At 66.9% G+C, this 25353-nt stretch carries 21 protein-coding genes; 11 read left to right on the top strand and 10 right to left on the bottom strand.

What is annotated here, in order from left to right:
- Positions 1 to 173 precede the first annotated feature (173 nt).
- From E4K09_RS00625 to ileS, 6 genes are all read right to left on the bottom strand, one after another.
- On the bottom strand, positions 174 to 1490 hold the full coding sequence (locus E4K09_RS00625) for a glucose-6-phosphate isomerase (protein WP_134494244.1): 1317 nt from the start codon (positions 1488 to 1490) through the stop codon (positions 174 to 176).
- Positions 1491 to 1689: 199 nt separating this feature from the next.
- The gene (locus E4K09_RS00620) at positions 1690 to 2967 is read right to left on the bottom strand and encodes a M16 family metallopeptidase (protein WP_134494242.1); all 1278 of its coding nucleotides are present in this window, start codon (positions 2965 to 2967) and stop codon (positions 1690 to 1692) included.
- A 26-nt stretch (positions 2968 to 2993) separates the two neighbouring features.
- Complete coding sequence (locus E4K09_RS00615; protein WP_134494240.1) at positions 2994 to 4325, bottom strand: M16 family metallopeptidase; 1332 nt, start codon at positions 4323 to 4325, stop codon at positions 2994 to 2996.
- A gap of 216 nt (positions 4326 to 4541) precedes the next feature.
- Positions 4542 to 5180 (bottom strand): hypothetical protein, encoded by a 639-nt coding sequence (locus E4K09_RS00610; RefSeq protein ID WP_134494238.1) that lies wholly within the window; start codon positions 5178 to 5180, stop codon positions 4542 to 4544.
- Between the two features lie 88 nt (positions 5181 to 5268).
- The gene (gene lspA, locus E4K09_RS00605; protein ID WP_134494236.1) at positions 5269 to 5865 is read right to left on the bottom strand and encodes a signal peptidase II; all 597 of its coding nucleotides are present in this window, start codon (positions 5863 to 5865) and stop codon (positions 5269 to 5271) included.
- Complete coding sequence (gene ileS / locus E4K09_RS00600; RefSeq protein WP_134494234.1) at positions 5862 to 8810, bottom strand: isoleucine--tRNA ligase; 2949 nt, start codon at positions 8808 to 8810, stop codon at positions 5862 to 5864. The genes lspA and ileS overlap by 4 nt, the downstream gene beginning before the upstream one ends.
- A 264-nt stretch (positions 8811 to 9074) precedes the next feature.
- Between ileS and msrB the strand changes: the two genes are divergently transcribed.
- Positions 9075 to 9578 carry a peptide-methionine (R)-S-oxide reductase MsrB gene (gene msrB / locus E4K09_RS00595; protein ID WP_134494232.1) on the top strand — a complete coding sequence of 168 codons (504 nt, stop codon included), beginning with the start codon at positions 9075 to 9077 and terminating at the stop codon, positions 9576 to 9578.
- 5 nt (positions 9579 to 9583) lie between these two features.
- Entirely contained in the window at positions 9584 to 10753 is a 1170-nt protein-coding gene (locus E4K09_RS00590; protein ID WP_134494230.1) for a DUF3095 domain-containing protein, read from the top strand.
- Between the two features lie 6 nt (positions 10754 to 10759).
- Here E4K09_RS00590 and E4K09_RS00585 read toward each other — a convergent pair whose 3' ends face one another.
- From E4K09_RS00585 to E4K09_RS00575, 3 genes are all read right to left on the bottom strand, one after another.
- Positions 10760 to 11731, bottom strand: coding sequence for a bifunctional riboflavin kinase/FAD synthetase (locus E4K09_RS00585; RefSeq protein ID WP_134494228.1), 972 nt, complete (start codon positions 11729 to 11731; stop codon positions 10760 to 10762).
- Positions 11732 to 11776: 45 nt separating this feature from the next.
- Positions 11777 to 12658 (bottom strand): TIGR01459 family HAD-type hydrolase, encoded by an 882-nt coding sequence (locus tag E4K09_RS00580; RefSeq protein WP_134494226.1) that lies wholly within the window; start codon positions 12656 to 12658, stop codon positions 11777 to 11779.
- 75 nt (positions 12659 to 12733) lie between these two features.
- The gene (locus E4K09_RS00575; protein ID WP_134494224.1) at positions 12734 to 14095 is read right to left on the bottom strand and encodes an EAL domain-containing protein; all 1362 of its coding nucleotides are present in this window, start codon (positions 14093 to 14095) and stop codon (positions 12734 to 12736) included.
- Between the two features lie 158 nt (positions 14096 to 14253).
- On the opposite strand from E4K09_RS00575, the gene E4K09_RS00570 reads away from it, so the two are divergent.
- From E4K09_RS00570 to E4K09_RS00540, 7 genes are all read left to right on the top strand, one after another.
- Positions 14254 to 14475: a heavy-metal-associated domain-containing protein gene (locus tag E4K09_RS00570; RefSeq protein WP_134494223.1), complete on the top strand. Its 222-nt coding sequence runs from the start codon at positions 14254 to 14256 to the stop codon at positions 14473 to 14475.
- Between the two features lie 102 nt (positions 14476 to 14577).
- Positions 14578 to 15927, top strand: a complete 1350-nt coding sequence (aptA, locus tag E4K09_RS00565) for an omega-aminotransferase AptA (RefSeq protein WP_134494221.1) — start codon at positions 14578 to 14580, stop codon at positions 15925 to 15927.
- Between the two features lie 219 nt (positions 15928 to 16146).
- Positions 16147 to 17631 (top strand): histidine--tRNA ligase, encoded by a 1485-nt coding sequence (gene hisS / locus E4K09_RS00560; protein WP_134494219.1) that lies wholly within the window; start codon positions 16147 to 16149, stop codon positions 17629 to 17631.
- Between the two features lie 72 nt (positions 17632 to 17703).
- On the top strand, positions 17704 to 18153 hold the full coding sequence (locus E4K09_RS00555) for a hypothetical protein (RefSeq protein WP_134494217.1): 450 nt from the start codon (positions 17704 to 17706) through the stop codon (positions 18151 to 18153).
- 236 nt (positions 18154 to 18389) lie between these two features.
- Positions 18390 to 19487 (top strand): ATP phosphoribosyltransferase regulatory subunit, encoded by a 1098-nt coding sequence (locus E4K09_RS00550; protein ID WP_134494215.1) that lies wholly within the window; start codon positions 18390 to 18392, stop codon positions 19485 to 19487.
- The gene (gene hisG, locus E4K09_RS00545) at positions 19484 to 20458 is read left to right on the top strand and encodes an ATP phosphoribosyltransferase (protein WP_134494213.1); all 975 of its coding nucleotides are present in this window, start codon (positions 19484 to 19486) and stop codon (positions 20456 to 20458) included. Before E4K09_RS00550 ends, hisG begins: the two co-directional genes overlap by 4 nt.
- Before the next feature lie 152 nt (positions 20459 to 20610).
- The gene (locus E4K09_RS00540) at positions 20611 to 21102 is read left to right on the top strand and encodes an META domain-containing protein (RefSeq protein ID WP_134494211.1); all 492 of its coding nucleotides are present in this window, start codon (positions 20611 to 20613) and stop codon (positions 21100 to 21102) included.
- Positions 21103 to 21213: 111 nt separating this feature from the next.
- Here the strand turns inward: E4K09_RS00540 and E4K09_RS00535 are convergent, their stop codons facing one another.
- Positions 21214 to 23310, bottom strand: a complete 2097-nt coding sequence (locus E4K09_RS00535) for an ABC transporter ATP-binding protein/permease (RefSeq protein ID WP_134494209.1) — start codon at positions 23308 to 23310, stop codon at positions 21214 to 21216.
- A 271-nt stretch (positions 23311 to 23581) separates the two neighbouring features.
- On the opposite strand from E4K09_RS00535, the gene E4K09_RS00530 reads away from it, so the two are divergent.
- Both E4K09_RS00530 and E4K09_RS00525 read left to right on the top strand, forming a co-directional pair.
- A complete protein-coding gene (locus E4K09_RS00530) occupies positions 23582 to 24676 on the top strand; it encodes a methionine ABC transporter ATP-binding protein (protein ID WP_134494207.1) in 1095 nt (364 codons plus the stop codon).
- The gene (locus E4K09_RS00525; protein WP_134494206.1) at positions 24666 to 25331 is read left to right on the top strand and encodes a methionine ABC transporter permease; all 666 of its coding nucleotides are present in this window, start codon (positions 24666 to 24668) and stop codon (positions 25329 to 25331) included. The genes E4K09_RS00530 and E4K09_RS00525 overlap by 11 nt, the downstream gene beginning before the upstream one ends.
- Positions 25332 to 25353: the final 22 nt, after the last annotated feature.

The following is a 25353-nucleotide window of genomic DNA, read 5'->3' as shown; positions in this document are numbered from 1 at the left end:
CCTGCCAGCAGCCGCGACGTCATTCCCCTGCCGATTGAGCCGGAAAGCCGAACCCCTCCTCGTCATGACCGTCTCCGGACGTGATCCGGGGATCGGTCACGGCCATCCACGCCTTGGAAGCGCAACGTCGGAAGACGGGGATCCCCGGGACGAGCCCGGGGATGGCGTCGTGACTAGCCCTGCGCCAGGTACTGCTTGGCGAGGATCTTGCCCTCCTCCACGGCCGGCTGGTCGAACGGGTCGACGCCGAGCGCATAGCCGGTGAGGATGGTCTCCAGCATGAAATGCATCAGCAATTCGCCCACGGCGCGTTCGTCGAGTGTCTCGATGTGGATGCGCCGGGTCGGGCGGCTGTTCTTCGCGAGCGTATCGGCCGTGGCGCGCCCCTGAGCGGCGACGAGATCGCCGATGCGCTTGCCCCCGAAGCCCGCCTCGCCCGCGCGCTTGGCGAGCTTTTCGTCCATGAGGGGGCCCTGCCCCGCCACGCCCGTGGTCATCACCGTGAACAGCTTGTCGTTGGGCCCCGCGAGATAAAGCTGGAGCTGGCTGTGCTGATCGACCGGGCCGATGGCGGCCACGGGCTGCGTGCCCTTGCCGTCCTTGCCGATGCTCTCCGCCCAAAGCTGCACCCACCAGCGGGTGAATCGCTCCAGGCGGTCCGCATAGGCCATGGTGACGGCGATGCCCTTGCCCTCCCTGGCGGCGGCCACGTTGAGCGCCGCGCCGAGGGCCGCCGGTGCATCGGCGGCGGATCTGCCTTTGCGGAAGGGCTCGTAAGCCTCCGCCGCCCCCTGGCGGATGGCCCCGATGTCGAGGCCGAGCACGGCCGCGGGCAGCAGGCCCACATTGGTGAGCACCGAATAGCGCCCGCCGATGCCCGTGTGATGTTCCAGGAAGCGCACGCCCTCGGGCTCGAGAAGGTCGCGGAGGGCATTCCGGCCGCCATCCTTGCGCGGTTCGGACAGGCCGAGGAACATGTCCTTTGGCAGAGCCCTCAGGCCCGCCTTGTCGAGGGCGGAGAGCACCGCGATCGTTTGCATCAGGGTCTCGCCGGTGCCGCCGGACTTGGAGATCGACACGAAACGCGTCGACGACAGCGGCAGCTTGTGCAGCACGTGGTCGAAGGTCACGGGATCGAGATTGTCGAGGAAATGGATGCGCGGGCTCTCGGTGAAGCGGCCGGCCCCGGGCACGGCGTAATCCCTCAGCTGGGCCAGGGTCTGTCCACCCAGGCTGGAGCCGCCCGTGCCGAGAAACACCACGTCCGTCGCGTCCAGCCGCAGCCAGGCGGCCGCTTCCTTGACGGAGGCCAAGTCCTCCGTGGTGCGCGGCATGTGGAGCAGCGGAAGGCGACCGGACGCGTCGTCGTCCGAGAGCCGCTCCATGGCCTTGCCGACAGCCGCGAGGGCGGCCTCGAACACCCCTTGCGAAAGACCGCCCTCCCCGATGATGGACTCCAGGGCGAGATCGATCGATTGCTGCAGGGCCATGAGGGTACTCCGACTTGTTCCATGAGGATGGGGGAACTTTAGGGCAGAGAGCGGGTGGCGGCTAGAGCATTGGACCCAAAAGTGGACTTGCGCTTTCGGGATCGATCCGATGCCTTCTTATTAAGTTACCGGAACAGCGTCGCCCGACATGGAAAAGGAGCCCGCGGGCTCCTTTTCGGTCTGCTATTCGAAAGGGGGATCAAAGCCCCGTCGGCCGCCCTGCAATGACCGTCAGCATCCGGCCGTCGCCCAGGATGCGCTCCGCTGCCTTGCGGATATCGGCCTGCGTGACGGCGGCGACCAGGGCGTTGCGGCGGCCGATATAGTCGATCCCGAGGCCCTCGAAGGCGATCTGCGCCAGGGTATGGGCGATCTTGGTCGACGTATCGAAGCCGAGCGCATAGGAGCCGATGAGATAATCCTTCGCCTTCTGCAGCTCGTCGTCGGAGGGACCCTCCTCCTTGAGGCGCCTCATCTCGCCGGCGATCACATCGAGGCATTCCACCACGCGCTCGTTCTTGGTGGCGGTGTAGCCCCAGGTCATGGCGGCGGCGCGATAGCTCACGAGGGAGGTGCCGACGCTGTAGGCGAGGCCGCGCTTCTCGCGCACTTCCTGGAAAAGGCGCGACGTGAAGGAGCCGCCGCCGAAGATGTGATTGAGCACATAGGCCGGGATGAAACCAGGATCGCGCCACGCGATGCCCGGGGTGCCGAAGCGGATGACGGATTGCGGCACGTCGAGATCGACGACGATGCGCGAGCCGATCTTCTGCAGCGCCACCGTTTCGACGACGGACAGCGGCTTCGCCTCGGGCAGCGAACCGAAGACCTTGTCGAGAAGCACCGACAGATTGTCGGCCGAGATGGCGCCGACGACGGCGATCTTCACCCGGCCGCGCGCGATCATGGCGCGGTGCATGGCCACGAGATCGTCGCGCGTGATGGCCGCCACGCTCTCGGGCGTGCCCGATGTCGGGCTGCCATAGGGATGCCCGGCGAAGCCTTCCTCGAAGAAGCGTCGCGTGGCCATGACGCCGGGATCGTTCTGCTGATAGCGCAGGCCCGCGATGGTCTGAGCGCGCACGCGCTCGATGGCATCCTGATCGAAGCGCGGCTCGACCAATGCGAGGCGGAGCAGCTCGAAGGCTTCGTCCGCATGCTTCACGAGGGTCTTCAGCGAGCCCCCGATGGCGTCGTTGCCCGCATTGAAGGACAGCTCGATGGCGCGCGCGGCCAGGCGCTCCTGGAAGGCGTCGGAATCGTACTCGCCCGCACCTTCGTCGAGCAGGCGCGCCAGCATCTGCGCCACGCCGGGCTTGGTCTCGGGATCGTGGGCCGATCCCCCCTCGAAGATGAAGGACACCGCGATCAGCGGCACCACGTCGGATTCCACGTGCCAGGCCTCGACGCCGCGTGCGGAGGTCAGGGCTTTCACGGTCGTGGGGGACGAGGACAGGGTTTCAACGGAAGCGGTCATCTTTACCTCGGATCTCAAGCAGGCGGTCAAGAAGCCGGCTTCTGCAGATAGCCCGTCACCGAGCGGCGGGCGACGAGATAGCGCTCGGCCGCGGAGGCAAGGTCCTCCTTGAGCACGGTCTCGATCTCCACCGGCCAGCGGCGCACATCCTCGATCGACTCGCCGATGGCGAGGGCGGACCCGTAGATGCGCGCGAGCGAGGATTGGCTGTCGGTGGAATAGATCGTCTCGGCGACGAGGCGCGTCTTGGCGCGCTCGATGGAATCGGAATCCAGCGCTTCGGCCGCGATGGTCTTGAGCACCTCGTCAACCGCCTCCTCGAGGGCGGACAGCGAAACGCCCTCGGCCGGAACCGCATAGACGCAGAACCGCGTGTCCTCCATGGCGGAGGACATGTACCACGCGCCCGCATTCACGGCGATGCCGCGCTCCATCACGAGCTTGCGGTAGAGATAGGACGTGGGGCCGCCGCCGATCACCTCGGCGAGAAGCTCGAGCGCGTAGCAATCGCGCTGCGTGGCCGTGCGGCACGAGGGAACGAGGTAGAGCCGTTGCAGGGTGGGCTGCTCGACCTTCGGATCGGCCACCGTGATATGGCGTGCGGCCACGGGCTCGGGCTCGCGGGGACGCACGCGCACCGGGCGCTTTCCCTGCGGGGCGATGCGGCCATAGGTGGCGTCGGCGAGGCGGCGCACCTCGTCGGCCGTGACGTCGCCGGCCACCACCAGGATGCCGTTCTCGGGCGTATAGAAACGCTTGTAATAGTCGAGGGCATGCTCGCGGTCGAGCGTCTCGATCTCGTGCATCCAGCCGATGATCGGAATGCCGTAGGGATGGTGCACGAAGAGCGAAGCCGCCATGGCTTCCGACAGCTGGGCGGAAGGATCGGTTTCGACCCGCATGCGCCGCTCTTCCAGCACCACGTCGCGCTCAGGCGCGATCACGGATTCCTCGAGCAGCAGGTTGGTCATGCGGTCCGACTCGAACTCCATCATGACCTTCAGGTTCTCGCGCGCGACGCGCTGGAAATAGGCCGTGTAGTCGAACGACGTGAAAGCATTCTCCTGACCGCCGAGGCTGGAGACCACCTTCGAGAACTCGCCCGCCGGATGCTTCTCGGTTCCCTTGAACATCAGGTGTTCGAGGAAGTGGGCAATGCCCGATTGCCCGATCGGATCATCCGCGGAACCGTTGCGGTACCACACCATGTGCGTGACCACAGGAGCGCGATGATCGGGGATCACCACCACGTCGAGACCGTTGTCGAGCGTAAAGGACGACAGATTCGGGCCGCTGCCTTCCGTGCGCCCGAAGGACGAGGCGTCGGCTCTGAGGATGGGCTTGGAGGCAGTCTTCATGACGGTTCAACCTTGGAAGCATCAAATCGTTTCGTAGGGTGATTCCTACGGGCATAGTCCAATTGGGCTGGTACGCAAGCGAGGCAGGGCACCTTTCGGTGCGACATGGTTCGCGCCCTCGGGCGCGAACAGGCTTGGCTTTGCGGGGCCCCAAGAACGCTTTCAGGCGAAGCGGGGGTGCCCGTTCGCCTGAAAGAAAAGAAGAGTGGCAATGTGTTATCGCCTGCGCTGCTGTTGCTGGATGAAGGCTTGCGCGCTGTCGGGATCACCCATCGGCTGCGGATCGGCGGAGGCCTTGAGAGCCGCGCCGGGAGCGGCCTTCAGCAGCGTCTGCGGCGGATCGCTCAGGTAGCGGCGCTCCAGCCCGTCTCCCTCGAGCTCGACCTTCTTGTTCGTCCCGAACGAACGCAGCTCGTCCGGGGTCATGCGGCTGTTTTCCTTCCCCCAGCCTCCGGAGGGTTGCGGAAGGGCGTCGCGGCTGTTCGGATTGCGGCCGGCGCGGACCTCGTCGATGGAGAGCCGCTTGCCTTCGCTGAGCTTGTAAAGCTCGGAATCGGTATAGGGTGTCTTGGCTTCCCTGGCGGCCTTGCGGCGGGCCGCCAGATCGGGGTCCTTCGGCCAGTTGGCGTTGTTCGCCTCGGCCCCGTGCGGGGCGGCCGGAGCGGGCAGATCCATCTTGGGCGGCAGCACGAGCGGCGCGCGCTCGTTGTAGATGATCGGCTCTTTCTCCTTGGGGATGATGCCGATGCTGCCGAGCAGGCTCTTCACGGCCTCGCCCTCCTGCGCCGAAGCGGACGATGCGGCGAGGAGGAGCGCCAGAGCGCCAGCAAGCCCAGTGATTTTGATTCCCGTCATGGCACACCCACCATTGTTTCTCTTTATGCCTGAACGCCTGATCGCTCTTTGGGGCGAACATAAGGCAGCTTGTCCGGCAGCTTGGGGGTTACCGGCTGCGCCGGCCCTCCAGGAAGAAGGAGTCATAAAGCAATCCAACCACACCCGCAACGATGGCCGCGTCCGCCACGTTGAACACGTACCACGACCAGGTTCCGACGTGGAACTGGATGAAGTCGAACACCGCCCCATAGGCCAGCCGGTCGATCACGTTGCCGATGGCGCCGCCCACGATCAGCCCGAGGGATGCGGCCAGGAGCCGGGCCTGCGTCCGGAGGATCCAGATGGACAGGCCGATGGAGGCCAGGATCGACACGACGATGAGGACCCAGCGGCCCAGGTCCCCGTCCTGCTGGAAAAGGCCGTAGGAGATGCCCCTGTTCCAGACCACGATCAGGTTGATGAAGGGCGCGAATTCCACAGGCTCCTTCAAGGGCAGATCGTAGACGAACAGGGTGTAGAGCTTGGTCGCCTGATCGAGGATCAACGTGATCAGGGCCGCGGAAAAACCGAGGATTGCAGCCGCCGAGAGCCCGGGCCGGGCCCGGGCCGATCGGGGTTTTGCCGCGGCGCGGGGGCGCTGCGGGGCCGATTTGGTAGCCTTCGGGCCGGGAGCCGGCACCTGGGAGCCTTCGCCCTTGATCATTCCGCAGCCGCCTTCAGCCGGTCCCACTCGCGAAGCGCGGCCGCATCGCGCGGCGTCACGTCCGGAAAATCCGGATCGCTGCCGACCTCGGGCGTGACCTTCCAGGAGCGGGCGCATTTGCGGCCCGGGGCGAGCTCAGGCACCACGGCGACGCCCTTCACGTCCTCCAGACGGAAGGCCTCCGCGGGCCCCTCGCCCTGGATCACCCGGATCCCGGAGGTGATGCAGATCTCGGCCATGTCGAGCCCCTGGACGGCCTGGAAGAGAGCCTCGTCGGCGATGTGCACGACGGGGGCCGCCTCCAGGCTCGCGCCGATGCGCTTTTGCGCGCGCTCGATCTCCAGCGCGCCGGTGACGACGCGGCGAACCCGGCGCACCTTGGCCCAGCGCTCGGCGAGCGCCTCGTCGCGCCACTCGACCGGAACCTGCGGGAAGGTTTCGAGATGCACGGACTCGGCATTCGGGAAGCGCGCGAGCCACGCCTCCTCGGCCGTGAAGGCGAGGATCGGCGCGATCCAGGTCACCACGCAGCGGAACGTCTGGTCGATCACGGTGAGCGCGCTCTTGCGCGCGACGCTCGAGATCGGATCGCAGTAGAGCGTGTCCTTGCGTACGTCGAAGTAGAACGCCGACAGATCCGTGGTCATGAACGAGTTGAGCAGCGCGACGACGCGCTTATAGTCGTAGCTCGCATAGGCCTCGCGCATCTCGCCGTCGAGCTCCACCAGGCGGTGCAGCACGAAGCGTTCGAGCTCCGGCATCGCGCCGACTTCGACCCCGTCGGCCTCCCTGAAGTGAGCGAGCGAGCCCAGCATCCAGCGGATCGTGTTGCGCAGCTTGCGATAGGTTTCGGCGGTCGTCTTGATGATCTCGGGGCCGATGCGCTGATCGTCCCAGTAATCCACCGAAGCCGTCCAGAGGCGCAGGATGTCGGCCCCGTATTCCTTGATGATGGATTGCGGCGCGACCGTGTTGCCCAGCGACTTCGACATCTTGCGGCCCTGCTCGTCGAGCGTGAAGCCGTGCGTGACGACGATGTCGTACGGCGCGCGTCCGCGCGTGCCGCAGCTTTCCAGGAGCGACGAGTGGAACCAGCCGCGATGCTGGTCCGATCCTTCGAGATACATGACCCGGTCCGGGCCGCCGTCGACCTGGCGGCGGACCTGCAGGTCCGGGCGCTTTTCGAGCGCGAAGGCGTGGGTGCAGCCTGAATCGAACCACACGTCGAGGATGTCGTCGATCTTCTCGTAATCGGCCAGATCGTAGCCGCCCGCCTTCAGGAAGCGCGACCCGTCATCGGCATACCAGGCATCCGCGCCCTCCTGCTCGAAAGCCTCCGCGATGGCGTCGTTGACGCGTTCGTCCTTCAGGATCTCGTTGGTGCCCTTCTTCACGAAGACGGCGATCGGCACGCCCCAGGCACGCTGGCGCGACACGACCCAGTCGGGGCGGTTGGCGATCATGCCGGTGATGCGGTTCTCGCCGGATTCCGGCACCCACTGCACGCTCTCGATGCCGCGCAACGCCCGCTGGCGGAGCGTGTCGCCCTTGTCGTCGAGCGGCTTGTCCATCGAGATGAACCATTGCGGCGTGTTGCGGAAGATGAGCGGGCCCTTCGAGCGCCACGAATGCGGGTATTGGTGCTTCAGGCGTCCGCGCGCGATCAGCGCTCCGGCCTCCACGAGCTTCTTGATGACCGCGTCGTTGGCGCCCGCGTCCTTGCCCTTGTCGTCGTAGATGCGCTCGCCCGCGAAGAGCGGGATGTTGGGGAAGTAGGACGAGTCCGGCGCCACCGTGTGCGGCACTTCCCGGGTGCCGCAGGCGGCGAACACGTCGCGATGCTTCACATAGGTGTTGTAGTCGTCCGCACCGTGACCGGGCGCGGTGTGCACGAAGCCCGTGCCGGCGTCGTCTGTCACATAGTCTGCGGTCAGCATCGGCACCGGGTAGTCCCAGAAGCCGTCCGCCCCCTCGAGGCCGCGGAACGGATGCGCGCAGCGCTCGATCATCACCGGCAGCACGTCCTTCACGCGCTCGTATCCGGCAACGCGCGCCGCCGCGAACACGTCGGGCGCGAGCTTGTCGGCCAGGACGAGGCGATCGCCCACCCTCGCCCAGTTGTCCTCGGCGGCTTCGGTGACGGTATAGAGGCCGTAGCCGATGGTTTCGCCATACGCGATGGCGCGGTTCGCCGGGATCGTCCAGGGGGTCGTCGTCCAGATGACCACGGACGCGCCTTCGAGATCGCCATCGAGCGTGTTGGTGATCTTGAACTTCACCCAGATCGTGGTGGAGGTCTTCTCGTGGTATTCCACCTCGGCTTCGGCGAGCGCGGTCCGCTCGACGGAGGACCACATGACCGGCTTCGAGCCGCGGTAGAGCTGGTCGCTCGTCGCGAACTTGATGATCTCGCGGGCGATCTGCGCCTCCGCGTCGTAGCTCATCGTGAGATAGGGATGCGCCCAGTCGCCGCCGATGCCGAGGCGCTTGAACTCCTCGCGCTGCACGTCGATCCACTTCTCGGCGAACGCCCGGCACTCGCGGCGGAACTCGACGATCGGCACCTCGTCCTTGTTCTTGCCCTTGGCGCGATACTCCTCCTCGATCTTCCACTCGATGGGAAGGCCGTGGCAATCCCAGCCCGGCACGTAGTTTGAATCGAAGCCCAGCATTCCCTGCGAGCGGACGATCAGGTCCTTCAGGATCTTGTTGAGGGCATGGCCGATATGGATGTTGCCGTTCGCATAGGGAGGGCCGTCGTGCAGGACGAAGCGCGTGCGGCCCTTCTGGACCTCGCGCAGGCGCTCATAGAGCTTCATCTCGTTCCAGCGCTGCAGAAACTGAGGCTCGCGCTGGGGAAGCCCCGCCCGCATGGGAAAATCGGTCTGGGGCAGGAACAGGGTTTCGGAATAGTCGCGAGCGGCGCTCTCAGGTCTATCGGTCATGACGGTCAATCGATCCAAGCGGCCCCGGGCCGGGGCTCCAGTCAGGCTGTGTGTGAGGCGAACGGCAAAGATCCCGGACCTTCGCGGATTACGCGAGGGCCGGGCCAGTAATTCGCGAAGGCCGGATGCGGGCCGTGCTGCGAGCCTGAAAATCCATGGGCATGGGAGCCTTTTAGCAGCGCCCGGCCGGATAATAAAGCGTGGTGATCCGGTCCTGTGCCCCCTATGTATGGGGCAAGCCCCCACTGCGGTTAGGAGTGACCCATGGCAGATATGACCACCACGGAAGGCAAGCGCTCTCGCGCGGGCTTCGACCTGACGCCCCCCTCCCCCGAGGAATTCCGCAGGCTCGTGGATGATCTCGACGACGAGGAGCGGCGCGTCCTCCTGGAGCACGGGACGGAACGCCCCTTCTGCGGCATCTTCAACGAAGCCAAGGAGAAGGGCACTTATTGCTGCCGCCTGTGCGGACTGCCCCTGTTCAAGTCCGGCAGCAAGTTCGAATCCGGCACCGGATGGCCGAGCTTCTTCGACCCGATCGACCGCGCCCACATCGCCTTCGTGCGCGACACGAGCTACGGCATGATCCGCACCGAGATCCGCTGCGCCCGCTGCGAGGGGCATCTCGGCCACGTGTTCCCCGACGGCCCGCCTCCCACCGGCGAGCGCTATTGCATGAACTCGGTCTCCATGCGGTTCGTGGCGGAAGGCGACCCGCTGCCGGACGATCTCGGCCGGGGCGCACCCGAGGGTGAGACCCTGGGCTAGCCATCATGGATCCGGGCGGACGGAGGAAACCCGACACGCCGAACGACGCGGGCTTCTACGCCCGTCTGCCCGTTTTCAAACAATTCGCCCACCTGACCGATCCCGTCATCTATACGCCCTTGCCGACCGGCTGGATCTTGGGACTCAGCGATATCGTCGACTCCACCTCCTGCATTGCAGCGGGACGGTACAAGGAGGTCAATGTGGCGGCTGCCTCGGTCATCGCCGCCATGGCCAACACGCTGGACGGTCAGGACTTTCCCTTCGTGTTCGGAGGTGACGGCGCAAGCTTCGCCGTTCCCGGCGAACAGGCCGATCTCGCCCGCGAGGTGCTGGCTGCCGTTTCCGCATGGGCGCGGGATGCCTTTGGTTTCGAACTGCGCGCTGCCCTCGTGCCAGTCTCGACTCTCAGAGCCGAGGGCCATGACGTGCGCATCGCGCGGTTTGCTGCCTCCCATGACGTGACCTACGCCATGTTCTCCGGAGGCGGGCTCAGCTTCGCCGAGCGCCGGATGAAGGAAGGCGCTTTCGCGGTGCCGCCCGCCCCCACCGGGACGATGCCTGACCTGACGGGCCTTTCCTGCCGCTTCAACGAGCTTCGCTCGGAACGGGGCGTCATTCTCTCATTGATCGTGATTCCTGCCTCGGGCAGCGATCCCGCCCCCTTCAGCAGGCTCGCCGCCGAGATCCTCGCCTTGGCGGACAATCCAAAGGAAGCCCGCAGGCCTGTTCCCGACAATGGCCCCGGGCTCGCCGGGCCGTTCACCGGATTTGCCGTTGAAGCCAAGACGATCAAGCGCGGAGCCCTCGCCGCAAAGGTCAGACTGGCGGCCGATCGCCTCGCTGCATACTTCATCTTCAAGACTGGACGCCCGGTCGGCGGGTTCGATCCGGCCCTCTACAGGGATCAACTTGTCGAGAACACCGATTTCCGCAAATTCGACGACGGCTTGCGCATGACGCTCGATTGCACGCCCGCCCTTGCCGATCGGCTGGAGAGGATCCTCGGGCAGGCGCGGGAAGAAGGCATCGCCCGTTACGGCCTGCACCGTCAGCAGGCCGCCCTCATGACCTGCTTCGTCCCATCACCGACGCACAGCGATCATGTTCATTTCGTCGACGGCGCGATGGGCGGGTACGCCATGGCCGCTCAGACCCTGAAGCTGACGGCCTGATGAGGATCAACCGACCATCGAAGGCGTCCGGTCGGCCTTGAGCATCCGCCTGGCCTCTTCCGAATCCCGGTCCATCTGCGCGATCAGCGCCTCGATCCCGTCGAAGCGCTCCTCGCCCCGGATCCAGCCGACGAACTCCACGTCGAGAGTCGTGCCATAGAGATCGCCGCTGAAATCGAACAGGTGCGTTTCGAGCAGCGGCGCGCCGTTGTCGAAGGTCGGGCGGCGGCCGAAGCTGGCGACCCCGTCGACCGGCTGTCCGTTCACCGATGCGCGCACCGCATAGATGCCGTGCCGCAGGCGGCAATCGTCGGGCAGCCGCATGTTGGCCGTGGGATAGCCGAGCTCCCGGCCCCGCTTGTCCCCGTGCCGGACCGGCGCGCGAACGAACCAGCGATATCCCAGCAGCGTGTTGGCGGCTGCGATGTCGCCCGCCTCCAGAGCCGCCCGGATGGCGCTGGAGGAAACGGGTTCCGAACCCTCCACGATGGCCGGCGCGATGAGGCAGTCGAGCCCCAGCCCGCGGCACAGGCCGCTCATCCGTTCCGGATTTCCCTCGCGCCCACGCCCGAAATGGAAGTCGTGTCCGACCACGACGCCGGAGAGCTCAAGTTCACCCTTGAGGAGGGTCACGAACTCTTCCGCCGTCAGGGAGGCGAGCCTGCCGTCGAAGCGGAGCACGAAGGCGCCCGCGAGACCCAGGCGCGCGAAGATGCCGAGCTTGACCGGCTCGGGCGTCAGGCGAAACAGCGGCCTGTCGGGCTGGAAGAAGCTGCGCGGATGCGGTTCGAACGTGAGAACCGCCGCGGGCCTGCCGGAGCGCAGGGCCATGTCGAGCAGGTGCCGGTGCCCGCGATGCACGCCGTCGAAATTCCCAATCGCCGCCACGGCTCCCTTCAGGCTTTCGGGCACGGGGTCGCCGTCGCGACGGACCACGAAGGAGGACGACACCGGGGCGTGAGGTTCGTTGGAGGGCATGGAGCGGGTCTCTACCTCAACCGGCGGCAGGGTCAAGCAGGCGCCTCACGCCTCCCAGGCGAGCACATCCATGATGGCGGTGGGGGTGACGGGCTGGCGATCCACCCAGTCCTGCACGTGATCGGAGACGAGATCGCCCTCGTGGAGCCCGAGCTCCTTCGCGTGGATGCCTCGCGCGATGAGCAGGGAATCGATGCCGAACCCGGCCGCCCCCGCGATGTCGGTGCGGATCGCGTCGCCGACCGCCAGCACCCGCTCCTTGGGGATGGCGCGTCCGCCGAGCTGCGACGCGACGGCGAGCGCCTTCTCATAGACCGGCGCATGCGGCTTGCCTGCGTAGAACACCTTGCCGCCCATCTCCTCGTAGGCGAGCGCGATCGTGCCTGCGCAGGGCAGGATCATGTGGCCGCGTTCCACGATGAGATCGGGATTGGCGCAGACCATGAGCAGGTTGCGGCGGAGCATGGCCTCGAGACGGGACCGGTAGTTCTCCACCGTCTCGGTCTCGTCGTCGTCGAAGCCGGAGCAGACCACGTAATCCGCCTCCTCGATGGAGCCGAAGCGCACGGCGAGGCCGTCGTACATCGGCATGTCGCGGGGCGGGCCGATGTGGGAGACGACCTTGTCGAGCCGCTCCGCGATGGCGAACCGCGTGAGGTCCCCCGAGGTGACGATGGCGTCATAGGCGGTGCGCGGAACCTTGAACCCGTCGAGCTGCGTCCCGACCGAGGCGCCGGGGCGCGGAGCATTCGAAACGAGAACGACGCGTCCCCCCTTCGAACGGAAGCGCGTGAGCGCGTCGCCCGCGGCCTCGTAGGCCTTCACGCCGTTGTGCAGCACACCCCACACGTCGCACAGGATGAGGTCGTAATTCTCGGCCAGAGGTTTCAGGCCCTCGACGAGAGCGGGACGGGAAGAGGCTGGCATGGGATCTCGCTGGTGGTGGAACCGGGCGGGTAGGCGCTTGCGCCCTCCAAGTCAACCTCAGTCGGCCGGCCGGGCTCAGCCAACGCGTCGCAGGAGCGGCTGCGCATCCTCCGGAGCCGCCGGCCGGGCGGCCGTGCCCAGCACCTCGGCCCTCACCGCGCGGGGCGCCGAGAACACGAAGCCTTGCGCCAGCGGCACGCCGATCTCGGCGAGGACCGGCACCATCTCCTCCTGCTCCACGTGCTCGGCCACGAGCCTGATGCCCTCGCGGCGCAGGGAGGCGGCCAGGTCGCGCACGCCCAGGTCCGGGCCCAGGTGTTGGCTCTCATCACGGCCGGCCGCCACCAGCAGGTCGGCCGGCAGCTTCACGAAGCGAACGCCGAGATCGGCGAGGCCAGGGGGATCGAGGTCGAGATCCGTTGCGGAATCGAGGCAGAGCGGCACGCCCTTGTCGCGCAGGACGCCCAGGGCCTCCCGGCTGTCCGGATCGAGCTCGCGCCAGCATTCCTGCGGGAACTCGAGCACGACCTTGCCCAGGGTCTCGGGTGCGGCGTCCATGACGCCCGTCAGCGACCACAGGAAGCCCGGCTCCCGAACGGAATGGGGCGTCAGATTCACTCCGACAATGGCCTCGCTGCCCTTGGTAATGAGGTGGTAGGCCACCGCCATGGCACGGTTCAGGACACGACGGTCGAATTCCGTGGCGCGGCCGAGGCGCTCGAGGGTCCCGACGAACTCGGAGGGGCCGAGGAGCGTCCCATCGGCCAGGCGCAGGCGCGCCAGGGCCTCGTAGAACCGGATCTTGCGCTGGGGCAACGCCACGATCGGCTGAAGATGCAGCTCGATGGCGTCCGCCTCGAAGGCCTGCATGATCAGCCGCATGCGACGGATCTCCTCCTCGGGCTTGCGGGGCATCGGCTCCGGGGCGGGCCGGCTCTCACTGAGCGACGGAACGGCGGTCTGGGGCAGCAGGACGGGAGCCACATGCTCCTGCCTGGCCTCCTCGGGATCCGGACCACCGTTCAGGCGGCCCTTCAGTTCGGCCACGGCACGGTTCTGGGTGGCGATGTTCTTGGCCAGCTCGCGCACCACGCCCCCGAGCAGTCCCACGGTCCCTTTCACCTCGGCCACGGTGGTGCGCAGAGCGGGCGTGCCCCCGGGCGCCGTCTGCAACAGCTCCTCGAGCTTGACGAGACGCTCGCTGACGAAGGCCAGGTCCTCCCTGGCGGAGTGGGCGACCCTCGCGGCCTCGTCGGCCCTCTTCCAGGCCAGAGCGAGGCCCGCGGAGGCCGCGATGCCGAGAAACGTCACCAGCGGCACCATGGTGGCGGGCGGCAGAAAGCCGACGGCCGCTCCCGTCATGGCAAGGCTTGCGAGCACGAGAGCGAACAATTTCGCCCTGAGCTCCTTATCGATCTGGACCTTCTCGGTCACCATGGGTGCCCCCGCTCCCCAGGTTTGGCGCATATTGGCGAATCACCAATGCAACGATGTTGTACAGACAGGGGCTCGGGCCACAAGCGTCGCATCGCCACGATAGACAACTTTACCGTCCTGCTGTTGCAGAACGCCCACGGTCTGGAAAGGAGACCCCGATGGAAGAACCCCGCAAGGACCTGCTGATGCAGGTGGACGGCATGACCTGCCAAGGCTGCGTCAACGCGGTCACCAAGGCGATCCAGCGCCTGGATCCGGGCGCCCGGGTCGATGTGGACCTGGACCATGGCCGTATTCATGTGGTCACCCATGCACAAAGCGTCGAGGTCGCCCGCGCTCTCGATGCGGCGGGCTATGAAGCTCATGCCATGACAGGCTGATGCGGGGCTTGCACCCCGCTCGCGGCTCTGACCAAAGTTCCTTTTGCGGCGACCGGAGGCGGCTGGTAGGCTTCGCGCGACCAGTCATGTTCGAGGACCATTATGACCGCCCAGACGTCGCGAGCCGCCAACGACATCTCATCACCGAACGACCTGGAGGCCTGGTGGCTTCCGTTCACGGCCAACCGCTCCTTCAAGCAGCGCCCCCGCATGATCGCCCGGGCGAAGGGCATGTACTACTACACGCCGGACGGCCGTGAGGTGATCGACGGCGCGGCCGGTCTCTGGTGCTGCAACGCGGGCCACAACCGGGACGAGATCACCGCCGCGATCCAGGCCCAGGCACAGGAGCTCGATTATTCCCCCGCCTTCCAGTTCGGCCACAAGGGCGGCTTCGCCATCGCGTCCCGCATTGCCCAGCTCGCCCCCGGGGACCTGAACCACGTGTTCTTCTGCAACTCGGGCTCCGAGGCGGTGGACACGGCGCTCAAAGTGGCCCTCGCCTATTGGAACGTGCGCGGACAGGGCAGCAAGACGCGCCTGATCGGGCGCGAGCGCGGCTACCACGGCGTGGGCTTCGGCGGGATCTCGGTCGGCGGCATCGTCAAGAACCGCCAGTTCTTCGGCACCCTGCTCGCGGGCGTCGACCACCTGCCTCACACCTACAACCGCGAGCAGCAGGCCTTCACGAAGGGCGAGCCCGAATGGGGCGCGCATCTCGCGGACGAGCTCGAGCGCATCGTGACCCTGCACGACGCCTCCACCATCGCGGCCGTGATCGTCGAGCCCATGGCGGGCTCCACGGGCGTCATCCCGGCGCCGAAGGGCTACCTGCAGCGCCTGCGCCAGATCTGCGACAAGCACGGCATCCTGCTCATCTTCGACGAAGTGATCACGGGCTTCGGCCGCCTCGGCACGGCCTTCGCGGCCGAACGCTACGGCGTCGTTCCCGACATGATCACCTTCGCCAAGGGCGTGAATTCCGGCACCGTGCCCATGGGCGGCGTGGTGGTGCGCGAAGGGCTCTACAACACCTTCATGAAGGGTCCGGAGCACATGATCGAGCTGTTCCACGGCTACACCTATTCCGGCCACCCGCTCGCCTGCGCGGCGGCGCTCGCCGCCCAGGACATCTACCGGGACGAGAAGCTGTTCGAGCGGGCGAAGACCCTGGAGCCGGTCTGGGCCGATGCGATCCATTCGCTGAAAGGCCAGCCGAACGTGCTCGACATCCGCACCGTCGGCCTCGTGGGCGCCATCGACCTGGCTTCGCGACCCGACGCCGTCGGCGCCCGCGCCTTCGAGGCCATGGACCGCGCCTTCAACGAATACGGCCTGATGATGCGCGTCACCGGCGACACCATCGCCCTCTCCCCGCCCCTCATCGTCACGGAGGAGGAGATCGGCGAGATCGTCGACAAGCTCGCCAAGGTGATCCGGGCGGTGGCTTGAGGCGCGAATAGCCTCCATCGTCGACACTCTTCGTCATGGCCGGGCTCGTCCCGGCCATCCACGTCTTGGGAACCGCGGCGGGACTAAAGACGTGGATCCCCGGGGCAAGCCCGGGGATGACGGTTGATATTGTGAATATGCCAACATCGCTTGCCCCTCCAGCCCGCACGGGTTAGGACGCAGCACGTTTTATCCCTGTAACGGCTGCTGTTTGAACCCATGTCCAAGGCCGACAAGATCAAGGCCCGCGCGCCGCGCGGCTTTGCCGACCGCACTCCCGCCGATTTGTCCGCCACCGAGCGCATGCTGGCGGCGATCCGCGAATCCTACGAGCTCTACGGCTTCGAGGGCGTCGAGACGCCCTTCGTCGAGTATACGGATGCGCTCGGCAAGTTCCTGCCCGACCAGGACCGCCCGAACGAGGGCGTGTTCTCGTTCCAGGACGACGACGAGCAATGGCTGTCGCTGCGCTACGACCTGACCGCGCCGCTCGCCCGGTACGTGGCCGAGAACTTCGACGCGCTCCCCAAGCCCTATCGCAGCTATCGCGCCGGCTGGGTTTTCCGGAACGAGAAGCCCGGCCCGGGCCGCTTCCGCCAGTTCATGCAGTTCGACGCCGACACCGTGGGGGCGGCCTCCGTCGCGGCGGATGCCGAGATCTGCATGATGGCCGCCGACACGCTGGAGAAGCTCGGCCTCAAGCGCGGCGAGTTCATCATCAAGATCAACAACCGCAAGGTTCTCGACGGCGTGCTCGAAGCCATTGGCCTCGGCGGAGAGGACAAGGCAGGCCAGCGCCTCACGGTGCTGCGCGCCATCGACAAGCTCGACCGTCTCGGACCCGAGGGCGTGAGCCAGCTCCTGGGCCCAGGCCGCAAGGACGAGAGCGGCGACTTCACGAAGGGCGCGGAGCTGTCGCCCGAGGCGATCGCGCGCGTGCTCGCCTTCACAGCCGCCAAGGGCGTGGACAATGCGGCGACAGTCGAAAATCTGCGCGGCGTCGTGGGCTCTTCGGCCCGCGGCCTCGAAGGCGCGGACGAGCTTGCGGAGATCGCCGCCCTCGTGGCCGCATCCGGCTACGAGGATCGCGTGATCATCGACCCTTCAGTCGTGCGCGGTCTCGAATACTACACCGGCCCGGTCTACGAGGCGGAGCTCACCTTCCAGGTGCAGGACGAGGACGGACGTCCCGTGCGCTTCGGCTCCGTCGGCGGCGGGGGGCGCTATGACGGCCTCGTGGGCCGCTTCCGGTCGGAGCCCGTTCCGGCCACCGGCTTCTCCATCGGCGTCTCGCGCCTGCTCTCGGCCCTGCAGATGATCAAGAGCCCCATCGTGTCGGGCTCCGAGAAGCCCGGCCCGGTGGTGGTGCTCGTCATGGACAGGGACCAGATCGCCGCCTACCAGCGCATGGTGTCGGCCCTGCGCCAGGCCGGCATCCGGGCCGAGCTCTATCTCGGCTCCTCCGGCATGAAGGCGCAGATGAAATACGCCGACCGCCGTCAGAGCCCCTGCGTGATCATCCAGGGCTCCAACGAGCGCGAGCGCGGCGAGGTGGAGATCAAGGACCTCATCGAAGGCGCCAAGGCGGCCGAGGCCATCGCCTCCAACGCCGAGTGGAAGGCTGCCCGCCCGGCTCAAGTCTCGGTGCCCGAGGACAAGCTGGTGGACACCGTCCGCGAGATCCTGGCGCGGCATTTTCGGTAGGGCCCGGCCGCGCGGGAACCCCTCCGCTTTGCTTGGGGTTGTCTTCTGAAGCTTGACTATCAGGAGACACCCATGGCGAAGGCCAAAGACAAAGAGAAGAAGAGCAGCAGCAAGAAGAAGAGCACCGGCACGAAGCTGGCGAAAAGCGCCAAGAAGTCTGGCCTGATGGATCTGATCAACACGGATCTGGGCCGCGAGATCCTGGCCGACGCCCTGATCGCCGCCGCCGGCGCGGCCGCCGCCGCCCTGACCAAGACCCGTGCCGCCAAGAAGGCCGGCAACGCCGTGGCCGATGCGGGGTCGCAGGGCATGGACCTCACGCAGACGGCCGCCGGAGCCGTGGCGGGTGTGGTGACCGAGGCCGCTCGCCATTTCCTGCCCGCCAGCCTCGCCGGCGGAGCCGACGACCGCGACATGCAGGGCAAGGACGAGAGCAACAAGGTCAAGTACGTCCACCGCTCCAGCGACCACAGCAAGCGCCGCGTCTCGAAAGCCAAGGGCGACACTGCCCAGAAGGAGTGACCGCCTTTCCCGCCTTCACCTCTCCCGTCATGCCCGGCGCTTTAAGCCGGGCATCCACGTCTTTGACCCGGTGCGATTCTCAAGACGTGGATAGCCGGGACTGATCCCCGGATCAGGTCCGGGGACGGCCATGACGACGAGGGGGCGCCCCGCATTCACCCTTCCGGCTGAAAACGGTCGCCTTCCCGGCCCGGCATTGCTAGAGAGCATGCCGGACAAAGGATTAGGCGACACCAGTGACGGAGACGGATGCCATTGTTGCGCTGGTCGCGCTCTTCGAGCGCGAAGGCTATGCGCGTGTCGAGCCGCCGGTTCTGCAGCCCGCGGACGTGTTCATCGACCTTTCGGGCGAGGACATCCGGCGACGCATGTTCGTGACGCAGGACGCGGCGGGCGCGGAGCTGTGCCTGAGGCCCGAATACACCATTCCGGTCTGCCTCCAGCATCTCTCCCGCCGGGCCGCCCGGCCCTCCGGCTACGCCTATGGCGGCCCCGTCTTCCGCATGCGCCCCAACGAGAGCGGCGAATTCCTTCAGGCGGGCCTGGAATCCATCGGCCGCCCGGACGCCGCCGCGGCCGATGCGGAGATCCTCGGCCTCGCCCTTGAGGGCCTGCGCCTGATCGGAGCCCCCGCCCCGGCCGTGCGGATCGGCGACATGGGCCTGCTCCATGCCCTCATCGATGGCCTCGGGATCGCGCCCGCCGCGAAGCGCCGCGTGATCCGATCGATCGTGTCCGGGCAGGGTCTGGCGAGCCTCTCCGAAACCGAAGGCCCAGGTGCCCAAGAACATGCGGGACTGCTCGCCGCCATCGAGGGGCAGGCGCCCCAGGCCGCCAAGGCCTTCGTGGAGGACATCCTGTCGATCGCCGGGATCGCAAGCGTCGGCGGCCGCAGCGCGGGCGAGATCGCCGAGCGGTTCCTGGCCCGCGCCGCGAACCGCACCGGTCTGTCGAACGAGGCGCGGGAGATCCTGGAGCGCTACCTCGCGATCCAGGGCGATCCCGATCAGGCGGCGGAAGCCGTGAGGGCCCTCGCCACGGAGACCAGGCTCGACCTCAACGGGGCCATCGTGCTTTTCGAGGAGCGGACCGGCTTCATGGCCGCGCGCGGGCTCGAGGTCGGCGCCTTCTCGTTCGCCGCCACCTTCGCGCGCAATCTCGATTACTACACGGGCTTCATCTTCGAGATGCAGGACCCGGGCCGCAGCGACGGCAAGCCCATCGTGGGCGGCGGGCGCTATGACCGGCTCCTGCAGCATCTCGGAGCGGAGAGCCCGATCCCGGCGGTGGGCTGCTCCTTCTGGCTCGACCGTATCGTGGGGAGGCCCCGATGACCGATTCCCCCCTCATTCTGGCGGTGCCGTCCAAGGGCCGCCTGCAGGAGAACGCGGCTGCGTTCTTCGCCCGCTCCGGCCTCGTCTTCTCCCAGTCGCGCGGCGCGCGCGACTATCGCGGCACGCTCAAGGGCGTGCCCGACGTGGAGGTGGCGTTCCTCTCGGCCTCCGAGATCGTAACGCAGCTCGCCACCGGGGCGGCGCATCTCGGCATCACGGGCGAGGACCTGATCCGCGAGCAGATCGCCGATGCCGACGAGGCGGTCGAACTGCTCACGCCGCTCGGCTTCGGCCACGCCAACGTGGTGGTGGCCGTGCCGCAGGCCTGGATCGACGTGCGCACCATGGCCGACCTCGACGAGGTCGCGGCGGATCTTCGGGCCCGCCACGGCCGCAAGATGCGGGTCGCCACCAAATACGTGAACCTCACCCGCCGCTTCTTCGCCGAGAAGGGAATCGCAGATTACCGCATCGTCGAGAGCCTGGGCGCGACCGAAGGCGCACCGGGCGCGGGCTCGGCGGAGCTGATCGTGGACATCACCACCACGGGCGCCACGCTGTCCGCCAACGCCTTGAAGATCCTCGACGACGGCGTGATCCTGCGCTCCGAGGCCAGTCTCGTCGCCTCGGCCCGCGCGCCCTGGTCCGGCCGGGCCCGCGCGGCCGCCACCGCCGTGCTCACGCGCATCGCGGCGGAGGAAGAGGCGCGCGAGAGCCGCGAGATCCGCGCCTCCCTCGATCCGGCCAGGGCTTCGTCGCTGGCCTCCCTCGTGCGGGACTTCGACGCCACCCTGCCCTATGGTCATGCGCTCGGCCGCGAGGTCGTTCTCCATTGCCGGACCTCCGCGATGTTCGACATCGTGGCGGCCCTGCAGGGGCTCGGAGCGCAGGACATCACGGTCCGGACCTTCGATTACCTGTTCCGTCCGACCAATGCCCTCACCGAGCGGCTTCTGGGGCGGATCGGCTGACGGTTCCGGCGAGAGGTTTCGCGTCGAGGCCTCTTCACCGGAGCTTCACCTTGCCTGTGGCATCAACGGCTGCGGGACAAAATCGCTCAGGGCGTTGCCTCCACGGTCAAGGCCTCTTATGGTTCCGGCGTTTTTACGATGAAGAGGTTCCGATGAACGCCCTTCGACTTGCAGCACTTCTGGCGGCCTTCGCCACCGCTTCCGCGGCCAGCCTGTCCGTGGCCTCCGCCCAGACGGCGGCAACGCTCGGCCGACCCGCCGGCCCGACCCGTCAGGTGGACACCAAGGTTCCGCAGCCGGGCGCCCAGGGCAAGATCTTCCCCCTCAACTCCTCCTGGGTGGCCGTGAGCCTGAACGGCAAGCCGTTCGGCGGCGAGCGTCCGAGCTTCCGGCTCGACGACCAGATGCGCGCCACCGGGTTTTCGGGCTGCAACACCTATTCCACCACGGCCTATCCCCTGCGCGAGCAGGGCCTCGCCGTGGCGCCCTTCGCCCTGACGAAGAAGTCCTGCGACAAGGCCGCCATGGCCCTCGAGCACGCCTTCCTCATGGCCCTGCGCACCTCCGGCAAATGGGATATCCAGGGCCGCACGCTGATCATCAAGAGCCAGACCGGCGACCTCGTTCTCGAGCGTTCGCTCTAAGAGCCCCCAACCTTTCCGAAAAAGGCCGGCAACATGCCGGCCTTTTTGGTTTCGCGAAGGCCTCGCTCTCCGTTCCAAGAACGTCCGAGAACGACGGAAAGCGCATGGTCTCTACTCGGCCGGCTGCGGCTGCATCATGTCCACGGGGGTCGAGAGACCGTTCTCCCCGCGCTTCAGGTCGATGCGCCGGTCGTGATAGCCCAGCAGCGTCGAGCGGTGGCCGATGGAGACCACCGTCGTGTGCGGCAGCTTCTCCTTGATCACCTGATAGATCTCCGCCTCCGTGGGTTCGTCGAGGGCCGCCGTCGCCTCGTCCAGGAAGAGCCAGTCGGGCTTGGCGAGAAGCGCGCGGGCGACCGCGAGGCGCTGCTGCTCTCCCAGCGACAGGGTCTGTCCCCAGGCGCGCTCGTCGTCGAGCTTGTCGGCGATCTGCGGGAGCTTCGCGGCGCGCAACGCCTCCATGATGGCGGCATCGCTGTAGGCATCCCCCTGGGCCGGGTATGTCACCGCCTCGCGCAGGGTTCCGATGGGGATATACGGGCGCTGCGGCAGCAGCATCATGCTCTGCCCCTCGGGGACCAGGACCTCGCCTTCGCCGAAGGGCCAGATGCCCGCGATGGCGCGGAACAGGGTCGACTTGCCGGAGCCGGAGGGACCCGTCATCAGGGTGCGCTCGCCCGGACGGAAGGCGAGGCCGTCCGCATGCATCAGAGCGCGACCGTCGGGAAGGCGGACATCCAGATTCCTGAGGCGCAGCTCGCGGCTGGCCGCAGGCGTGATCGCGAGCTTGCTCTCGCCGCCGACGCGCTGGGCCGACGCGATAGCGCCCTCGAAGGTGGTGAGGCGGTCGAGCACCGCCTTGTAGTCGGCCAGGGTGGTGTAGATCTGGATGAAGTAGGTGAGCGCCGATTCCACCCGCGAGAAGGCTCCCACCACCTGCTGCATCTGGCCGAGCGAAATCTTGCCGATGAAGTAGTACGGTGCGGTCAGGATGTAGGGAACCACCACGTTGGCCTGGAAATAGGCCGACGTGAAGGTGTTGAGCTTGATGAGGCGGATCACGATCTGCATGTAGTTGTCGACGATCTGACCGAAGCGCCTGGACAATCCCTCCCGCTCGGCGGGCTCGCCCGAGAGAAGCGCGACCTGCTCCGTATACTCGCGCAGGCGCGCGAGCGAGAAGCGGTAGTTAGCCTCCACACGCTCCTGCTGGAAGTTGAGGCCGATCAGGGGACGGCCGATGAGGTGGGTGACCCAGGTGCCGAGGATGGCATAGCCGGCGCAGACCCAGACCAGCAGGCCCGGAACCTCGACATTCGTTCCCGGGAACGTGAAGCCGGCCGAGATGGTCCAGAGGATCGCCACGAAGGACACGAGGGTCGCGGCCTGGTTCATGAGGCCCACGGACAGGGAATAGGTGCTCTCGACGAACTTGCGCAGATCCTCCGAGATGCGCTGGTCCGGGTTGTCCGCGCCGCGGCCGATGAGCTGCATCCGGTAATGCGCGCCGTCGCCCAGCCATTCTCTGACGTAGTAGGTGTTGAGGAAGGCGCGCCAGCGGATGGTGAGCACGTTCTGCAGCAGGACCTCGGTCAGGGCGATAGCGACGAAGACGGCCGCCAGAGGCGTGAAGATGACGAAGAGCTGATACCAGAAGGCCGCGGCGTCCTTGGCCTCGAGGGCGTTGAACATATCGCGCGAGAAGAAGCTGAGGCGGACATTGAGCGCGACCTGGGCGAGGTTGATGGCGATGAGGATGGCGATCATCCAGGTGCCGATGGTTCCCTCGCGCGCCCGCACGAGGCCGATGAACGGAATGCGGATGATGCTGTCGGCCTGGGAATCGAGATAGCGATCGGTGATGGTGCAGATCGTGCGGACTACCGGCACGAAGGACAGGCCGTAGATGAGCGCCCCAAAGGCCGTCGCGCCGAGCGCCGCCGACGGGGGCGGCACGTAGCCCGTGTAGTCGCCGGTGATGAGGCCCAGAACCGCGCCGAGGACCAGCAGAACCAGCACCACGTGGGTGGCAGAGAGCATGATAAGAAAAATGCGCAGGAACGTCGGAATGTCCCGGCCGATCATCAGGATCCCGGCCAGCACCAGGGTCGAGAGCGGCAGGTAGACGGGAACCGCGACCGCTCCCCCGAGGGAGCCCCCCAAGACAGCCAGACCGATGAGTGCCAGCGCCATGCTCGCCTTGATCATTCTTTTCTCCTGACGGGGAACCGTGCTTCGGCTCCATAGGAACATAGCGCAGCCCGATCAACTGCCCTCATGGCGAAAGAAAGGAGAAATGTCCGCCGGCCGGGGGCAATCCCCGATTCGTGATGTCGCGGACCTTGGCGGATGGCGCTCCATCAACAGCGAAGGATGTCTTTCAGAACGGCAGATCCTTTTTAAAGAACAATTCAGTTGACATGAAGAACGCCATCGCCCATCTGTCATGCAACCTGTGAGACGACCTGAAGGCGACCCCATGAACGCCCCCCTCGGATATTTCGGCGATCAGCCCACGCAGCGCCTGATCCCGGCAGAGCCCATCGTGCGCCTGGAGAAGATCTCGAAGACCTTCCCGGGCCGGGATGGCCAGCCCGTCACCGCCCTGCGGGAGATCGACCTTGCCGTGCCGCAGGGCTCGATCCTCGGAGTGATCGGCCGCTCGGGTGCCGGCAAATCCACCCTGATCCGCCTCGTGAACGGCCTGGAGAAACCCACCACCGGCAAGGTGATCGTGGACGGCGCCAACATCGCGGCGCTGCCGGAATCCGCCCTGCGGCACGCCCGCCGCTCCATCGGCATGATCTTTCAGCACTTCAACCTGCTCTCCTCCCGCACGGCGGCGGAGAACATCGCCCTGCCTCTCGAAGTGGCGGGCTACGACAAGGCCGAGATCAAGGCCCGGGTGGAGGAACTGCTGTCCCTGGTCGGATTGACCGACAAGCGCAACCGTTACCCGTCCGAATTATCGGGCGGGCAGAAGCAGCGCGTGGGCATCGCCCGTGCGCTCGCCACGAAGCCCAAGGTGCTGCTCTCCGACGAGGCGACCTCCGCGCTCGACCCGGAGACCACGCGCTCGATTCTCGACCTTCTCTCGCGCATCAACGAGGAGCTGGGTCTCACCATCCTGCTCATCACGCACGAGATGGCGGTGATCCGCAACATCGCCCGCGAGGTCGCGGTGATCGAGGGTGGGCGCATCGTCGAGCAGGGCGACGTGTTCGAGGTGTTCACCCGTCCGCAGCACGAGGTGACGCGCTCCTTCCTGGGCGACGAGGCCGGACGCGTGCTGCCGCCCTATGTCCAGAGCCGCCTGCGGAGGGAAGCCTCGCCGAACAGCCAGACGGTCATCCGCATCGGGTTCCGCGGCCCGCACGCCACCGACCCCGTTCTGGCGAGGCTGGCGCGAGAGGAAGGCATCGAAGCCAATATCCTCTCCGGCGCGGTGGATGAAATCGCCGGCCGCCCCTTCGGCACGCTCGTCGTGGGCGTTCCTGCGGCCGCCGCAAACAAGACGCTCGCATTCCTGAAACAACACGGTCTCGACACGGAGGTGCTCGGCCATGTCGCCTGAGATGATCCGCCTCATCGCCAACTCCACCGGCGAAACGCTCTACATGGTCGCCGTCTCGGCGCTGATCGCCACGCTGTTCGGGCTGCCGCTCGGCGTGTTTCTCGCCACCAGCGGCAAGGGCGAGCTGTTCGCGGCCCCCTGGATCAACCGCGTGCTCGGCGTCGTCGTCAACGCCACGCGCTCGACGCCTTTCATCATCCTGGTGGTGGCGATCATTCCCTTCACGCGCCTGATCGCCGGCACCTCCATCGGCACCAACGCGGCTATCGTGCCGCTCACCATCGCCGCGACGCCGTTCATCGCGCGCCTCATCGAAGGCGCCATCCGCGAAGTGGACCAGGGACTTGTCGAAGCCGCCCGCGCCTTCGGCGCGAGCCCGCTCCAGATCGTCGTGAAGGTTCTCATCCCGGAAGCCCTGCCCGGCATCGTGCTCGGGCTGACGCTCGCCATCGTGTCGCTCCTCGGCTTCTCGGCCATGGTGGGCGCGGTGGGCGGCGGAGGCCTGGGCGACCTCGGCATCCGCTACGGGTACCAGCGCTTCATGCCGGAAATGATGCTGGCAGTGGTCGTGGTGCTCATCGTGCTCGTGCAGGCCGTGCAGAGCATCGGCGACCGCCTGGCGCGTCACCTCAACAAGCGCATCCGCCACGGCTGATCCTTCGTCTCTGTCAGAACCT

The organism is Microvirga pakistanensis, from assembly GCF_004458765.1.
Lineage (GTDB): Bacteria > Pseudomonadota > Alphaproteobacteria > Rhizobiales > Beijerinckiaceae > Microvirga > Microvirga pakistanensis.
The sequence above is the reverse complement of the archived record's forward strand: the minus strand, read 5'-3'. Positions and strand labels throughout refer to the sequence as shown.

Coding starts and splice junctions, on each gene's coding strand:
- E4K09_RS00625 (WP_134494244.1), bottom strand. CDS start 1,490: ATGGCCCTGCAGCAATCGATCGATCTCGCCCTGGAGTCCATCATCGGG.
- E4K09_RS00620 (WP_134494242.1), bottom strand. CDS start 2,967: ATGACCGCTTCCGTTGAAACCCTGTCCTCGTCCCCCACGACCGTGAAA.
- E4K09_RS00615 (WP_134494240.1), bottom strand. CDS start 4,325: ATGAAGACTGCCTCCAAGCCCATCCTCAGAGCCGACGCCTCGTCCTTC.
- E4K09_RS00610 (WP_134494238.1), bottom strand. CDS start 5,180: ATGACGGGAATCAAAATCACTGGGCTTGCTGGCGCTCTGGCGCTCCTC.
- lspA (WP_134494236.1), bottom strand. CDS start 5,865: ATGATCAAGGGCGAAGGCTCCCAGGTGCCGGCTCCCGGCCCGAAGGCT.
- ileS (WP_134494234.1), bottom strand. CDS start 8,810: ATGACCGATAGACCTGAGAGCGCCGCTCGCGACTATTCCGAAACCCTG.
- msrB (WP_134494232.1), top strand. CDS start 9,075: ATGGCAGATATGACCACCACGGAAGGCAAGCGCTCTCGCGCGGGCTTC.
- E4K09_RS00590 (WP_134494230.1), top strand. CDS start 9,584: ATGGATCCGGGCGGACGGAGGAAACCCGACACGCCGAACGACGCGGGC.
- E4K09_RS00585 (WP_134494228.1), bottom strand. CDS start 11,731: ATGCCCTCCAACGAACCTCACGCCCCGGTGTCGTCCTCCTTCGTGGTC.
- E4K09_RS00580 (WP_134494226.1), bottom strand. CDS start 12,658: ATGCCAGCCTCTTCCCGTCCCGCTCTCGTCGAGGGCCTGAAACCTCTG.
- E4K09_RS00575 (WP_134494224.1), bottom strand. CDS start 14,095: ATGGTGACCGAGAAGGTCCAGATCGATAAGGAGCTCAGGGCGAAATTG.
- E4K09_RS00570 (WP_134494223.1), top strand. CDS start 14,254: ATGGAAGAACCCCGCAAGGACCTGCTGATGCAGGTGGACGGCATGACC.
- aptA (WP_134494221.1), top strand. CDS start 14,578: ATGACCGCCCAGACGTCGCGAGCCGCCAACGACATCTCATCACCGAAC.
- hisS (WP_134494219.1), top strand. CDS start 16,147: ATGTCCAAGGCCGACAAGATCAAGGCCCGCGCGCCGCGCGGCTTTGCC.
- E4K09_RS00555 (WP_134494217.1), top strand. CDS start 17,704: ATGGCGAAGGCCAAAGACAAAGAGAAGAAGAGCAGCAGCAAGAAGAAG.
- hisG (WP_134494213.1), top strand. CDS start 19,484: ATGACCGATTCCCCCCTCATTCTGGCGGTGCCGTCCAAGGGCCGCCTG.
- E4K09_RS00540 (WP_134494211.1), top strand. CDS start 20,611: ATGAACGCCCTTCGACTTGCAGCACTTCTGGCGGCCTTCGCCACCGCT.
- E4K09_RS00535 (WP_134494209.1), bottom strand. CDS start 23,310: ATGATCAAGGCGAGCATGGCGCTGGCACTCATCGGTCTGGCTGTCTTG.
- E4K09_RS00530 (WP_134494207.1), top strand. CDS start 23,582: ATGAACGCCCCCCTCGGATATTTCGGCGATCAGCCCACGCAGCGCCTG.
- E4K09_RS00525 (WP_134494206.1), top strand. CDS start 24,666: ATGTCGCCTGAGATGATCCGCCTCATCGCCAACTCCACCGGCGAAACG.